Annotated in this window: 12 protein-coding genes and 1 pseudogene; 11 read left to right on the top strand and 2 right to left on the bottom strand. The window is 70.5% G+C overall.

Going from position 1 to position 13,603, the window contains the following annotated elements:
• The first annotated feature begins 26 nt into the window (after positions 1–26).
• From ASC60_RS25290 to ASC60_RS43150, 7 genes and pseudogenes are all read left to right on the top strand, one after another.
• Positions 27–1,013, top strand: coding sequence for an ABC transporter substrate-binding protein (locus tag ASC60_RS25290; protein WP_055554768.1), 987 nt, complete (start codon positions 27–29; stop codon positions 1,011–1,013).
• Complete coding sequence (locus ASC60_RS25285) at positions 1,010–1,810, top strand: ABC transporter permease (protein WP_079038595.1); 801 nt, start codon at positions 1,010–1,012, stop codon at positions 1,808–1,810. The genes ASC60_RS25290 and ASC60_RS25285 overlap by 4 nt, the downstream gene beginning before the upstream one ends.
• Positions 1,811–1,818: 8 nt before the next feature.
• On the top strand, positions 1,819–2,610 hold the full coding sequence (locus ASC60_RS25280) for an ABC transporter ATP-binding protein (RefSeq protein ID WP_055554764.1): 792 nt from the start codon (positions 1,819–1,821) through the stop codon (positions 2,608–2,610).
• Positions 2,600–3,400 carry an ABC transporter permease gene (locus ASC60_RS25275; RefSeq protein ID WP_055554763.1) on the top strand — a complete coding sequence of 267 codons (801 nt, stop codon included), beginning with the start codon at positions 2,600–2,602 and terminating at the stop codon, positions 3,398–3,400. The genes ASC60_RS25280 and ASC60_RS25275 overlap by 11 nt, the downstream gene beginning before the upstream one ends.
• Positions 3,397–5,214 (top strand): FAD/NAD(P)-binding protein, encoded by a 1,818-nt coding sequence (locus tag ASC60_RS25270; protein ID WP_079038594.1) that lies wholly within the window; start codon positions 3,397–3,399, stop codon positions 5,212–5,214. Before ASC60_RS25275 ends, ASC60_RS25270 begins: the two co-directional genes overlap by 4 nt.
• Positions 5,215–5,223: 9 nt before the next feature.
• Positions 5,224–6,486 (top strand): amidohydrolase family protein, encoded by a 1,263-nt coding sequence (locus tag ASC60_RS25265; protein ID WP_055554759.1) that lies wholly within the window; start codon positions 5,224–5,226, stop codon positions 6,484–6,486.
• 87 nt (positions 6,487–6,573) lie between these two features.
• Positions 6,574–7,233, top strand: a pseudogene (locus ASC60_RS43150) (enoyl-CoA hydratase/isomerase family protein).
• Positions 7,234–7,405: 172 nt separating this feature from the next.
• Here ASC60_RS43150 and ASC60_RS25250 read toward each other — a convergent pair.
• Together ASC60_RS25250 and ASC60_RS25245 are read right to left on the bottom strand one after the other, a co-directional pair.
• On the bottom strand, positions 7,406–8,104 hold the full coding sequence (locus tag ASC60_RS25250; RefSeq protein ID WP_055554753.1) for a GntR family transcriptional regulator: 699 nt from the start codon (positions 8,102–8,104) through the stop codon (positions 7,406–7,408).
• A gap of 72 nt (positions 8,105–8,176) precedes the next feature.
• Positions 8,177–9,070: a dihydrodipicolinate synthase family protein gene (locus ASC60_RS25245; protein ID WP_234357114.1), complete on the bottom strand. Its 894-nt coding sequence runs from the start codon at positions 9,068–9,070 to the stop codon at positions 8,177–8,179.
• A gap of 169 nt (positions 9,071–9,239) precedes the next feature.
• Here ASC60_RS25245 and ASC60_RS25240 point away from each other — a divergent pair, with 169 nt between their 5' ends.
• The 4 genes from ASC60_RS25240 to ASC60_RS25225 all read left to right on the top strand — a co-directional run bounded on the left by ASC60_RS25240 (position 9,240) and on the right by ASC60_RS25225 (position 13,529).
• Entirely contained in the window at positions 9,240–10,592 is a 1,353-nt protein-coding gene (locus tag ASC60_RS25240; protein WP_055554751.1) for an MFS transporter, read from the top strand.
• Positions 10,589–11,596, top strand: a complete 1,008-nt coding sequence (locus ASC60_RS25235; protein ID WP_055554749.1) for a dihydroxyacetone kinase subunit DhaK — start codon at positions 10,589–10,591, stop codon at positions 11,594–11,596. The genes ASC60_RS25240 and ASC60_RS25235 overlap by 4 nt, the downstream gene beginning before the upstream one ends.
• Positions 11,593–12,258, top strand: coding sequence for a DAK2 domain-containing protein (locus ASC60_RS25230; RefSeq protein WP_055554747.1), 666 nt, complete (start codon positions 11,593–11,595; stop codon positions 12,256–12,258). The genes ASC60_RS25235 and ASC60_RS25230 overlap by 4 nt, the downstream gene beginning before the upstream one ends.
• Positions 12,259–12,638: 380 nt before the next feature.
• Complete coding sequence (locus ASC60_RS25225; RefSeq protein WP_055554745.1) at positions 12,639–13,529, top strand: formylglycine-generating enzyme family protein; 891 nt, start codon at positions 12,639–12,641, stop codon at positions 13,527–13,529.
• Positions 13,530–13,603 lie beyond the last annotated feature (74 nt).

The raw sequence follows: 13,603 nt of genomic DNA, 5'->3' as shown, positions 1-13,603 counted from the left end.
GTCGCCCTGGCCCACGGACCGCCCTCGTGCTGGCCGTCGCGAGCATGCTCCTGGCCGGCTGCGCCGATGGCGGCGCCTCAAGCTCCTCCTCCGACGGCTCCACGATCAAGGTGGGCCTGGCCCGCACCCTGACCTACATGCCCGGCGAACTCGCCGAGAGCCTGGGCTACCTCAAGGAGGAGGCGAAGAAGGTCGGCTCCACCGTGAAGATCGTGCCGTTCGACTCGTCCAGCCAGAGCCTCGCCGCCCTCGCCGCCGGTCAGATCGACATGGACGTGCAACTGGCCCAGAACGCCGCCCGCGCCCAGACGAAGGGACAGGATCTCGTCATCACGGAGGTGCTCAACGACGTCGGTGTCGGCGGACTGGTCGTCTCCAAGGACATCTCCTCGCCGAAGGACCTCGAGGGCAAGACCGTCGCCTTCACCGGCAAGGCGACGGCCGCCTACCCGCTGCTGCTGGCCGCCCTCAAGAGGGACGGCGTGAACACCTCCAAGGTCCACTTCCTCACCATTTCCGACCAGTCCGCCTTCCAGCAGACGCTCTCCAGTGGCCAGGTCGACGCGATCCTCCCCGGCGAACCCGTCATCTCCCAGGCGGTCGCGGCCGGGGACGGCAAACTCATGTACAACTTCTTCAATCGTGATCTGGTCAACACGATCATGGGCGGCAGGTACGCCTCGGTCACGCTCATGGCCAACGGCGGCTACCTGAAGAAGAATCCCGACCAGGTCCGCGCCGTCACCCGGGCCTTCGAGCGCACCATGATCTGGATGAAGGAGAACAAGAACCACCCGGACACCGTGCTGGCCAAGCTGCCCCGCGACTACTCCGACCTCAAACCGATCTTTCCCCAGATCTTCGGCCGTGTGGAACAAGCCCTGCCCGAGAACCCGGCCGTCAACGCCGCGGCCCTCAAGCGGATCTTGAAGATCGACCAGGAGCAGGGCGCGATCGACCCCGGGCAGAAGGTCGATATCGCCAAGCTCTACAACAACTCCTTCCTGCGATGAGCGTGGCCACAGCGCAGTCCGGTCGGTCCCAGGTCCGTCGTCTGCCTGACCTGAGCACCACGGGGGCGCGCCTCGGCGTCATCCTCTTCGCCCTGCTGGTCTGGGAGGTCGCCACCGCTTCCGGCGTGGTCGGCCCCGACTTGCTGCCGCGCCCCGGCGCCGTCCTCGACGTGCTGGTGCTCTGGCTCCGCGACGGCACCCTGCTGCCGAGCCTCTCCTCCACCGCCACGGCCCTCGCCCTCGGCCTCGTGGTCGGGACGGCGGCCGGCACGGCCGCCGCGTTCCTCCTCGGCGCGCTCCCGCCCCTCGCGGTGGCGCTCCAGCCGTTCCTGGTCTCCATCAACGGTCTGCCGCGTGCCGCGCTCGCCCCTCTGTTCCTGCTCTGGTACGGCGTCGGCCTGCGAACGCAGATCGCCCTGGCCGCGCTGCTGATCTTCTTTCACGCCTTCCTCACGGTCTACGAGGGGCTGGTCGGCGTGGAGGAGCGGATACTGGACAACCTGCTGCTGCTCGGGGCCGGCCGCCGGGACCTGATGCGCATCGTCTACCTGCCCACGGCCGTGTTCCGCATCCTGGCCAGCCTCAAGGCCTCCATCGGCCTCGGATTCCTCGGAGTCGTCGTCGGGGAGTACCTCGGCTCCTCGGTCGGCCTCGGCGCGCTGCTGGCCTCGGCCCGCAGCGTCTCCAACCTCGATCACGCTGTAGCGGCCCTCGTCGCCATCATCGCCGTCGCCCTGCTGATCGCGTCCCTGGTGGGCACGCTGTCGTCCCGCTTCGAGGGAAGGTCACTGAAATGAGCGCCCCCATGATTCGGCTCGAGTCGCTCTCGCACCGGTTCCGCACCAAGACCGGCGAGGTGCTCGCCATCACCGACGTCGACCTGGAGGTGGAGAAAGGTTCCTTCGTCTCGGTCGTCGGCCCATCGGGCTGCGGCAAGTCGACGCTGCTCTCGCTGATCTCCGGACTCGTGCCGGTGCAGGACGGCCGCGTGGTCGTCGACGGAGGCGATGTCAGGGGCATTCGCCGCGACACCGCGATGATGCTTCAGGGCGACGCCCTGCTGCCGTGGCGCAGCGTGCGCAAGAACATCTCGCTGGCCCTGGAGATCCGCGGGGAGTACCGCGCGAAGGCCGACCGCGTGCAGCAGCTGATCGAGGAGGTCGGGCTGGGCGACTTCGCCGACTCGCTGCCCTCCGCCCTCTCCGGCGGCATGCGCAAGCGCGCCCAGCTGGCCGCCACCCTCGTCTATGACCCCTCCATCATCTTGATGGACGAGCCGTTCGGCGCCCTGGACGCCTTCACGCGCATCAACATGCAGCAGTTGCTCAAGGACCTCTGCCGCGAGATCGGCGCCACAGTGCTGTTCGTGACCCACGACCTCGACGAGGCCGTGGCGCTCTCCGACAAGGTGGCGGTGTTCTCCAAACGGCCCGGCACCATCAAGGCGGTCCACGACATCGACCTGCCCCGCGACCGCGGTGTCGCCGCCGTGCAGTCGCTGCCGGGATTCGCCGAGGCACGCGGCCTGTTCTGGTCGGAGCTGCGCGACGAACTCGACGTCGTCGAGGACCGCCGGGCGGCGAGCCATGTCGGTTGAGCGCACGCGCAAGCGCCCGTTCCGTCGACCCCACTATTCGGCCGGAACGCGACTGGCGCTGCAGCTGACCGCGGCGGTCGTCATCATCGGCGGCTGGGAACTCGGGGCGCGCACGGGCGCGCTGGCGCCGTTCTTCTACGCCTCGCCCGCGGCCGTGGTCGACTCCGTCCAGCGCTGGCAGAGCGAGGGCATCCTGTTCCCGAGCATCGGCACGACGCTGACGGAGGCCGTGCTCGGATACGCGCTCGGCGCTTTCGCGGGCGTCGTCCTGGCGTTGTGGCTCGGGACCACGCGGCGGCTGGGGCCGATCCTCGAACCGTTCTTCACCGCCCTGTACTCGGTGCCCAAAATCGCGCTGGTACCATTCCTGATCCTCTGGTTCGGCCTCGGGCTGGCCTCGAAGGTGGCCGCCGCGGCGCTGGCGGTGGTGGTGTTGGTGTTCTTCAGCGTCTACGCCGGCGTGCGCAACGTCGACCCACAGCTGATCTCTCAGGTGCGGCTGTTCGGCGCCGGTCGCTGGGACCTCTACCGCAAGCTGTACCTGCCGGCCACGTTCGTGTGGCTGGTGGTGGGCCTGCGCAGCAGCCTCGGTTTCGCCTTCAGCGCTGCCGTGGTCGCCGAGTACCTGGGCTCGAAGCAGGGCCTGGGCTACCTCATCCTGCAGGGGCAGTCGACGCTGCGAACCTCCGACATCTTCGCCGGCCTGGTCATCACCGCGCTGGTGGTCGTCGGGATCGACTTCCTGCTCTCGCGCCTCGAGGCGCTGGTCGCGGCACGGCGGCTTGCATGAACGGCCGGAAACCCCCGGAGCCACCGCTGAGCGTGGTGGTCGTCGGAGCAGGCCCTCGCGGTCTGGCCACGGCGCTGGAGATCCAGGCGGCGCTGGCGGGCGGGGTATCCCTGACGCTGGTCGACCCGCATCCGGGTGGCCGGGTGTGGCGCGAGGACCAGGACCGCAGCCTGCTGATGAACTCGCGGCTACAGCAGGCGACCCTCTTCGCGCCGTCCACCGGCGAGGCGCCCACGTTCGCCGACTGGTACGCCTCTTATGGCCCCGACATCGGCGGCGCCACCCCTCTGGGCCCCACTGACTTCGGCTCGCGGGCACTCTTCGGCGGCTACACCAGGTGGGTCCTCGAGCGGCTGCTCGCGGGCGGGGCCGCGCTGGCGCGTGCCGAGGCCGTCCGGCTCGAGCCCGGTCGCGAGCGCCGCCACCGGGTGCTCCTGGAGGACGGTACGCCCCTGGAGGCGGACGCCGTCGTCCTGGCGCTCGGCCACCTCGACGTCGAGATGGGCGAGGTCGAGCGGGCGCGGGCCGAGTTCGCCGCCCGGCACGGGCTCGGCTATGTCGCGCCCGGCCCGGCCGCCGAGGCCGACTGGACCCGAATCGGCCCCGGCGACGATGTCGCCGTGCTCGGCGCCGGGCTGAACTTCTACGACGTCATGGCGCTGTGCACCGTGGCGCGCGGCGGCCGCTTCACCCACGACGGCGATGTCGTGCGCTATCAGGCCAGCGGCGAGGAGCCCGTCCTCTGGGTCGGCTCGGGCCGCGGCGTTCCCTATCTGCCCCGGTCGAGGCGCCCCACCGGGCAGCGGCCGGCGTTCATGAACGCCGACTGGATCGCCGCGCATATCGCCCGGGACGGCGGCGGCCTGGACCTGCGACGCGACGTGTGGCCCGTCGTGGTGCGCGAGATGCGTCACGCCTGGCTGATGAGCGCCTGTCCGCGGACGCGGCCCGACTGGCTGGCGCGGCAGCTGCGCGATCTTCCCGCCGAAGGGCCCGAGGTCGAGCGCTGGTGCGCCGTCCAGTTGCCTGGTGCGCCGCCATTCGACCTCGACCGGCTCTGCGATCCGCTGCGGGGCATCGTCGACCACGCCGAGGCGGAACACCTCGTGCGTGCCTTCCTCACCGACCTGGTGGCGCAGGCGACGGCGGAGCCCGCCGGGCCGGCCATCGCCGTCGGCGAACGCCTCGCACAGGCCAAGGACGCCGTTCGCGAGCTCGTCGCGCACGGCGCCATGTCGCCCGAGTCGGTACTCGGTGACCTGCAGGGCTGGTTCCGCACGGTCGGCGGCTTCGTGGCCGCCGGCCCACCCGTGTCACGGGTGGTGGAGCTGCTGGCGCTCATGGAGGCGGGCCTGGTGAGACTGGCCGGCCGACGCGCGCGCGTCGACTCCGACGAGCAGCGCGGCTTCGTGCTCAGCTCGCAGACGCTGCCCGAGCGTCCGGTGCGCGCTCTGGTGGAGGCCCGGCTGCCGGCCGACGATCTGCGCCTGACGACCTCGTCCCTGGTGCGCGACCTGCTGGAGCGGGGCACCTGTCGCCTCGCCGAGCTGACCGACGGACATCCCACGGGCGGCCTCGATGTGACTCGCACCGGATCACCCGCCCCGTGCCGCGTGATCGGAGCCGACGGCACGGCCGACCCCACACTCTTCGCGCTCGGCATCCCGGTGCAGCCCCTGGAGTGGAACATCGCCAACCTGCCGCAACCGGGCGCCACGGCGCGCACGCTGCAGCAGGCCCGCCAGATCGCCGGCCAGATCGCCGCGCTGCGCGAGAGCGTGGCGCCCTCGGCGACCACCGGACACCACAGATGAAGGAAGGCCATGCGCACGCTCATCAACAACGTCACCGTCGTCACCGGCAAGCACCGTGAGGTCCATCAGGGGGGCTGGGTGCTCATCGAGGACGACGTCATCGCTTCCGTCGGCGGCACCGGTGAGACCGCGCCGGCCGCCGAGGAGCGGGTGGACGGCGCGGGCGGCACGCTGACCCCCGGCCTGTTCAACATGCACGACCACATCGCCCGTAAGAAGCTGCGGATCTCCGACCTCTCCACCACCTACCGCGCCCAGAGCGACATCCTGATGCGCCAGCCGGTGGAGTTCCTCACGCTGCACGCGGCCGCCAACGTGCTGGCCCAGCTGCGCTCGGGCGTCACCCACATCCGCGACTTCGGCCTGCCCGGCACGACCGGCATCCAGACCTCGCGGGCGGTGCGCGAGGGCGTCGTCCCCGGTTCCTCGGTGATCTCCGGCGGCGACCCGATCTGCATCACGGGCGGGCACGCCGGCCACTGGGGCGCGGAGGAGGCCGACGGCCCCGTCGAGGTGGTCCGGGCGGTGCGCCGTCAACTGGCCAAGGGCGCGGCGGTCATGAAGTTCATGGGCTCCGGCGGTCTGGGCACCTACCCCGAGGAGGACCCGGGCATCCCGGAGCTGACCACCGAGGAGCTCCGCGCCGGCATCGCCGAGGCGCACAAGTTCAACAAGCGCACCGCAACCCACGCCTACAGCACCGAGGCGATCCTCAACGCGGTGCGGGCCGGCAGCGACACCATCGAGCACGGCGCTTTCTGCACCCCCCAGGTGATCACCGCGATGCTCGAGCACGGCACGTCGCTGGTGCCGACGCTCTCCAGTGTCATCGCCATCGGCTTCCAGCACCGGCTGGTGGGCAACGAGCACATGTACCAACGAATCATGGACGACATCGTCGCCCCGCACATGGAGAGCGTGCGCCTGGCCTGGGAGGCCGGGGTACCGGTCGCCGCCGGCACCGACACCTCGGGCGAGGTCGTCGAGGAGCTCGAGCTGATCGGTGAGGCGACCGGAGCCGATGTGCTCGACCTGCTGCCGGCCGCCACGTCCACGGCGGCCGACATGGCGGGCGTCGGGGAGCGGTACGGCTCCATCGAGCCCGGCAAGCACGCCGACCTGCTGCTGGCGGACGGCAACCTGCTCACCGAGGGCCTGGAGGTGCTGCGCCGTCCTGTCACCGTCTGGCGCCATGGTGTCGCCCACGCCGGCCTGCGACTTCCCTACGGCGTTCGGCTCTCGATGCTGCGCGAGGGGCTCGGCTCCCGCTGACGCCGCGACGATCACCCCGGACGCCACGCCCGTGGTCCGCGCGGAGGCGTAGATGCCGACCCGCGGCCCACGCCGACGCTGCTCGGGGTGACCGACCAGGCGCGCACCCGGCATCCCGAGGTACTCGTGCTGACGGGTGGCGAGGACGTGTGGTGTTTCGGCGGTGACGTCGCGACATTCGCCTCGTCCCAGGATCACCAGGGCTGCATCGACGAGCTCGCGACCAGGCTGCCCGCCGCGGTGTCCGGACTGCAGTCGCTCGACTCGATCGTCTTGTCGGTGGTCGACGGTGCCGCGGCGGGTGCGGGCATGCCGCTGGCCACGGCCGGGACACCGTGCCGGCCAGCAGCCGCGCCAGGTTCACGCTCGGATACACGAAACTGGGGCTGACTCCCGGCGGGAGGGACGACGATGCTGTCGGCGTCACTCGGCGTCCACCGGTTACTCCATGCGGCCCTCGTGAATCCGGTCATGAACGCCGGGACCGCGCTGTGGCAGTGCCTGGTCACGGAGGTCGTGCAGCCGGAGGGCCTGATGACGCGGGCACGGCACCTCGCCGAGACGCTCGCGGACGGTTCGGCGGAGGCTCTCCCGGCGACGAAACACCTGGTGCGCCGGCAGGCCCTGCCGGCTCCCGCGGAGGGGCTCGAGCGCGAGCAGACGGCGCTGCGGGCTGCCGCCGGGAGCAGGGACGCGGCCGAGGGCCTCGCCGCGTTCACCGAGAAGCGCGGCCCGTCGTTCACCTGACCGGCCGGCGCCCGCTGGTCCGGCCGACACGGCTGGACGCGCGGGAGGCTCGCCCGGCTGTCCGTGACGGCCTGTCCCCACGGCTCGACGAGTCCGCTCTCGGGGATGGTGGCGCCCCGTACGGCGGGCGGTGCGGGGCGAAACGGTGTTCACGGAGGGAGTTCGGAAAGGGTCAGGTGACGATCTCGTGGGAGGCCATGTCGGCCAGCGTCCACTCCTCCACCTCGGCGAGGTGGAGTGCCGCGGCCTCCTGAGCGGCGGCGACGTCTCGGGCCGCCATGGCATCGAGGATCTCGAGGTGCCGCTGGGTGGATCCGGCGAGGCGGTGCGGGCCGGTGGCGCCGAGGACACGCAGCCAGTAGACGAAGGGTTCGACCGATTCGCGGGCCGCGATCAGGCGGCTGTTGCCGGTGCTGGCGATGATCTCGCGGTGGATGCGGGTGTCACTGAGGAAGAACGGTTCGTAGTCGCCCTGTTCAGCGGCGCGCAGCGCGGCCAGGGACTCCTCACGCAGATCGGCGATCTGCTCCTGCGACATCGCTTCGGCGGCGACGCCCGTGGCGAGCCACTCCAGGCCCTTGCGCAGTTGACACACCTCGTGCACGTCCTGGTGGGTGGGTCGGGTGACGAATGTGCCGGAGCGTGGACGCGTCTCGACGAGCCGGTCGTGTTCCAGACGCACCAGCGTGTCGCGCACCGGGGTGCGCGACACGCCGAACTCGTTCGCGATGGCCTGCGGATCGAGCCGGGATCCGGGCGCGTACACGCCGGTGGTGATGCGCTCGCACAAGATGGAGTAGAGCTGCTCGGAGATCGACTCCACAACCAGGGGGGCGGTGCCACGATGGCTGCGGACGGACGGGGTGGTCATGATCGCCCTTCTTCTCCAAGAATCGCTACGGCGCCTGTCGGCGGTGCGGGCCCGACGCCGTGGATACAGCATCTAATCGATCAGATGAGCCTCGCGCAAGGCGGCCTCGATGCGCTCGCGCTCGGTTTCGGTGGCGGGCTTGAAAGGCCGGCGTGGCAGGCCGGGCGAGCGGCCCTGGAGTTCCAGCGCGGCCTTCAGCGTCGCGGGCAGGTTGGGCGCGTCGATCGCGCGCCAGACTGTGAGGATCCGCTCGTGCAGGGCGAGCGCCTTGGCATGGTCGCCGGCCTGGACGGCGTCCCACAGTTCGACGCTCAGGCGCGGGGTGACGGTCGGGATGGCGGCGAGAGCACCGTGGGCACCCATGACGAACGCCGGGTAGTGCAGGTCGTCGAGTGCGGCGAGCACGGTGAACCGGTCGCGCATGCGGTGCAGCAAGTCGGCGAGCAGATGGACGTCGCCGCCGGACTGTTTGATGGCGACGACGTGCGGCACGTCCCGCAGCAGTTCGACCGTGCTCACCGGGACGAGCGCCCAGGGCACCACGTTGTAGAGCACGATGGGCAGATCCGTGGCCTCACCGATCTCGCGGTAGTGCGCGACGGTCTCCTCCGGCGAGGGTGCGAAGACATAGTGGACCGGGGTGACCTGGAGGGCATCGACGCCGGCCTCCTTGAGCGCGAGCGAATAGCGCTTGGCCTGGGCCGTGGAGTTCTGGATGACACCGCCGATCACGGGGACCCGGCCGGCCACCTCGTCGACGACGGTGGCGCAGATCGCGGCGCTCTCCTCCAGGGAGAGGGTCTGCCCCTCGCCCGTGCTGCCGCAGGCGCAGATGGCGGTCACACCCTGGTCGAGTAGGTACTTGACCTCGCCGCGCAGGAGGTCGAGATCGACCTCGTCGTTCGCGTCGAACGGCGTGACGACAGTGGAGATCATGCCACCGAGCTGGACGTCCTTCACGTGCATCTCCCGGGTATTGCCGCAAGAACAGCGCGGATGTAATGTCTGATACATCAGATGTTAGCACGCGGACCCCTCCAGGAGAACCGCCGCTTTCCGGGCACGGTCCCGCCCGCCCACCATGAGGCAAGGGCGCCGACCGCGTCATCCGAGCCGCCATCGCAATGGAGCGAGCATGCCCTCACCGGCCGCGACCCCCGATTCCCGGGCGTCCTCCCTGCGCAAAGTCGTCACCGCCAGCGCACTGGGCACCACCGTCGAGTACTACGACTTCACCCTCTATGCCACCACCGCGGCGCTGGTCTTCGACAAGATCTTCTTCCCCGACGCCTCCCCTCTGGTCGGCACCCTGGCCGCCTTCGCCACGTACTTCGTCGGCTACGCGGCCCGCCCGCTCGGTGGCATCCTCTTCGGCCACTTCGGAGACCGCCTCGGCCGAAAGAACATCCTGGTCATCACGATGCTCATGATGGGCCTCGGGACGTTCGCGATCGGCCTGCTCCCCTCGTACGGCAGCATCGGCATCGCCGCGCCGCTCCTGCTCGTCCTGATCCGGCTGATCCAGGGCCTGGGCATGGGCGGCGAGTACGGCGGCGGCGTACTCATGGCTCTGGAGTACAGCCCTCCTTCCCGTCAGGGCTTCTTCACCTCACTCGTACACATCGGCACGCCCGCCGGTGTTCTGATCCCGGTGGGTCTGGTCACCGCTCTGGACGCCACGCTGCCCTCGGGTTCCTACGAGTCCTGGGCCTGGCGCCTGCCCTTCCTCGCCAGTCTTCTCCTGGTCGGGGTCGGCATCTGGATCCGGCTGCACATCACCGAGAGCCCCGAGTTCGTCAAGATGCGCGAGAACCGCGAGGTGCACAGCCTGCCCGTGCGGGAGGTCGTGACCCGGCGACCCGGAACCGTCGTCCTCTCCATTCTCGCCAAAATCGCCGAGAGCGGTCTGTTCAACATCTACTACGTGGTGGCCATCACCTACGTCACCACCGAACTCGACCTGGCCAAGGGCCCGGTACTGCTCGCCGTGCTGATCGCCTGCGCCGTCGAGTGCTGCACCCTCCCCTTGTTCGGCGCCCTGTCCGACCGCATCGGACGGCGCAAGGTCTATGTCGCCGGGGCCGCCTTCCAGGCCGTCCTCGCCGTACCGTTCTTCCTACTGATGGAGACTGGCCACTTCTGGGGGTATGTCCTCGGGATGACGCTCGGGCTCGGCGTCGGGCACGGCGCGATGTACGGCGCGCAGGGCGCCCTGTTCTGCAACCTCTACCCGGTCAACATCCGCTACACCGGGCTGTCGGTCACCCAGCAGTTCGGGGCCACGCTCGGCGGTGGACTGTCCCCGCTCATCGGCACGGCCCTGCTGTCCGCCGGAGGCGGCCATTGGGCATGGCTGATCATCTACTGCGTCGGCGTGGCCGTCGTCTCCGGTGTGGCCGCGACCCGCCTGGGTGCGGGCGAAGCCCCCGACCACCTCACCCGTCCCACGAGCGCCCCGCATCTCCCCGAAGGGACCAAGGTCTCGTGAACCGTCTGTTCCTGCCCGCCGAAAGCCCCGTGGAACAGGCCCTTCACGGCCTGGCCCTGGCCCACCCGCGGCTGCTGAACCTCAATGAGGACCCGCTGTACGTCACAGCCCGCCGACGGCACACCGGCCGACGCGTCGGGATCGTCTCCGGCGGTGGCTCGGGGCACGAGCCGCTGCACACCGGATTCGTCGGTTTCGGCATGCTGGACGCCGCCGTCCCGGGCCGCGTCTTCTCCTCCCCGCACAACCGGCAGGTCTACGAGGCGTCAAGAGCCGTCGCCGGCCCCGACGGTGTCCTGCATGTCGTGAAGAACTACACCGGTGACCGCATCAACTTCGGCATAGCGGCAGAACGTCTGCGCGCCGACGGCATTCCGGTGCGCCGCGTACTCGTCGACGACGACCTCGCGACCGAAAGCGCCGAGACGGCGACGGGCCGCCGCGGCACGGGTGCCACGGTCATCGTGGAGAAACTCCTCGGCGGCGCCGCCGACTCGGGGCTCGGACTCGACGAACTCGCCTTGCTCGGCGTCGAGTTCGCTGCGGCCTCACGCAGCATCGCGGTGGCCGCACGAGCCCAGACGTCCCCCTCCCGCGGCGGCGAGGCCTTCGAACTCCCCGACCGGACACTCGAATACGGCGTCGGCATCCACGGCGAACGCGCTCCCGCGACGCTGGAGCACCCCGGTTTCGAGCGGCTCGTGGACCGCATGACCCGACAACTACTCGACGCGCTTCCGGCGTCCGGCCGTTCCGTGGTCCTCCTGGTCAACGGACTCGGCGCGACCACGCTGCTCGAACTGTACGCGGTGCACGCCCGGGTGTCCCAACTGCTCGACGAACGGGGGCTGGAGGTGGTCGACAGGCTGGTCGGCACGGTCGTGCCCGCACTGGACATGAGCGGCTTCTCACTCACCATCACCGAGCTGCGTCACGACTGGACCGCCTTCTGGCGCGCCCCGGCCCTCACCCCCGCCTTCCCCGCGCAGGAGTCCACACGATGACCACCGACCCACGGCTCGTCCTGCGCACCTACACCGAGGCAACTCATACCGCGTACGAGGTGCTCACCGCCCTCGACCAGCTCTCCGGCGACGGCGACTTCGGCGACAACCTGCGCGAAGGACTCGACCGGATTTCCACGGCGCTGGAGGCCCGCCCCGCTGACCCGCCCTTCGCGGTCGCCGCCGCGGTCTTCCTGGACGACGTCGGCGGAACCAGTGGCCCGCTCATGGGTCTGCTGTTCCAGGAACTGGCCCGAGCCTTCGCCACCCATGACGACGACCGCGCGGCCTGGCGTTCCGGTGTCCGTGAGGGCCTGGCCGCGATCCAGCGGGTCGGAGAGGCGGAACCCGGGGACCGGACCATGGTGGACGCCCTGGTCCCCGCCCGGGACGCCCTGGAGGCGGGCCTGGACGTGCGGGACGTCGCCGCGGCCGCCCTGGCGGGTGCGCGGGCCACCGCGTCCCTGCGCGCCCGCCGGGGACGCGCCTCCTACGTCGGGCAACGCGCCCTCGGCGCGCCCGACCCAGGGGCCATGGGCGTGGCCCTGCTGTTCTGGTCCCTGGCGCGGGCACAGGGCCGGGCGCCGGGCGACCTGGCGGAGCAGTTGCCCCTCATACCCGGACCGCACGGCCAGGCCGCCGGCCGGGAGTCCCCGCGCTGATCCGATGACGACGAAGCGCCGCAGGCCGGCCACTCGTCCAGGGCATCACAAGGGCTGCTCGGCCACCTCTTGTAGCAGGCCGGTCCGTTGCCGGCTCGGCCTTCGGCGACGGAGCCCGCCGTCGGCCGCCGGAGGGTGGGAGCGCCGGCTCCGGGGGCCAGGCGCCGGGTATGCCGCCGTGCGCACCGGGGCCTGGGAAGCGTCGGCACCTACCGTCCGACGGATGGCACGTGGACGGGCGCGGGTTCGTGGCGGGCCGAACGGTGAGCGACGGTCTCAGGCCGTGCTGCACCCCCGCCCGGGGGCCGGAACCGCTCCGGCTCCGGCCCCCGGGCGCCGCGGGCACGTCGTCGAGCGTGCCGGAGAACACGGCGCCGGCAATGGAGTGGCAGGCGGTGGAGCGAGGAGCGGCTGAGTCACGGCACGGTGTTGAACAGGTACTCATCCCCGGCGGCGTGTTCGCGATGGGCGACCACCATGGCGACGGCAGGCCCGAGGACGGCGAGCGGCCGGTGCATACCGTGTGGGTACCGGAGTTCACGATAGACGCGACGTGTGTCACCAACGACGACTTCGCCGCGTTCGTAGCCGACACCGGATACCGTACCGAGGCCGAACGATACGGCTTCTCGGCCGTCTTTCACCTGGCCGTACGCGCCGAACCCGGCGACGTGCCCGGCCGGTCCGGCGAGGCGCCTTGGTGGCTTGGGGTGCGTGGCGCCGACTGGGCACACCCTGGCGGCCGGCGTTCCCGCCTGGACGGGCTCGGTGACCACCCGGTCGTACACATCTCGTGGCACGACGCACTGGCCTACTGCGCGTGGGCCGGAAGGCGGCTGCCCACTGAGGCCGAATGGGAACACACGGCCCGTGGCGGTCTCACGGGAGCCCGCTACCCGTGGGGCGATGAGCTTGGTGACGAATGGGAGTGCAACATCTGGCAGGGTGAGTTCCCCGTCCACAACACCCTGGACGACGGCTGGCTCACGACGGCACCCGTACGCTCCTATCGGCCGCACGGGTACGGACTGTGGCAGATGGTCGGCAACGTGTGGGAGTGGTGCGCCAACTGGTTCGGTGCTGGATACTATCGCGCGTCGGCATCTGACAACCCGCGCGGGCCGGAGGTGGGCAACGCCCGCGTACTGCGCGGTGGTTCGTATGTGTGCCACGACTCGTACTGCAACCGCTACCGCGTTGCTGCCCGCTCCTCCAACACTCCTGACTCATCCATGGGCAACGCCGGCTTCCGGACAGTCTCCGCAGGGTGATGGCGCGGTGTCACGTTCATCTCACCTCGGATCCTGACGTATCCCCAGGTCGGGTTCTCTCGCGCCAGACGCTG

Origin of the sequence: Streptomyces sp. NBRC 110028 (assembly GCF_001417735.1) — a bacterium.
In the GTDB taxonomy this organism is placed as follows: domain Bacteria; phylum Actinomycetota; class Actinomycetes; order Streptomycetales; family Streptomycetaceae; genus Streptomyces.
The sequence above is the reverse complement of the archived record's forward strand: the minus strand, read 5'-3'. Positions and strand labels throughout refer to the sequence as shown.

What these genes read in the sequence shown, in the direction of transcription:
- ASC60_RS25285 (WP_079038595.1), top strand. Translation starts at nt 1,010, where the DNA reads ATGAGCGTGGCCACAGCGCAGTCCGGTCGGTCCCAGGTCCGTCGTCTG.
- ASC60_RS25280 (WP_055554764.1), top strand. Translation starts at nt 1,819, where the DNA reads ATGATTCGGCTCGAGTCGCTCTCGCACCGGTTCCGCACCAAGACCGGC.
- ASC60_RS25275 (WP_055554763.1), top strand. Translation starts at nt 2,600, where the DNA reads ATGTCGGTTGAGCGCACGCGCAAGCGCCCGTTCCGTCGACCCCACTAT.
- ASC60_RS25270 (WP_079038594.1), top strand. Translation starts at nt 3,397, where the DNA reads ATGAACGGCCGGAAACCCCCGGAGCCACCGCTGAGCGTGGTGGTCGTC.
- ASC60_RS25265 (WP_055554759.1), top strand. Translation starts at nt 5,224, where the DNA reads ATGCGCACGCTCATCAACAACGTCACCGTCGTCACCGGCAAGCACCGT.
- ASC60_RS25250 (WP_055554753.1), bottom strand. Translation starts at nt 8,104, where the DNA reads ATGACCACCCCGTCCGTCCGCAGCCATCGTGGCACCGCCCCCCTGGTT.
- ASC60_RS25245 (WP_234357114.1), bottom strand. Translation starts at nt 9,070, where the DNA reads ATGCACGTGAAGGACGTCCAGCTCGGTGGCATGATCTCCACTGTCGTC.
- ASC60_RS25240 (WP_055554751.1), top strand. Translation starts at nt 9,240, where the DNA reads ATGCCCTCACCGGCCGCGACCCCCGATTCCCGGGCGTCCTCCCTGCGC.
- ASC60_RS25230 (WP_055554747.1), top strand. Translation starts at nt 11,593, where the DNA reads ATGACCACCGACCCACGGCTCGTCCTGCGCACCTACACCGAGGCAACT.
- ASC60_RS25225 (WP_055554745.1), top strand. Translation starts at nt 12,639, where the DNA reads ATGGAGTGGCAGGCGGTGGAGCGAGGAGCGGCTGAGTCACGGCACGGT.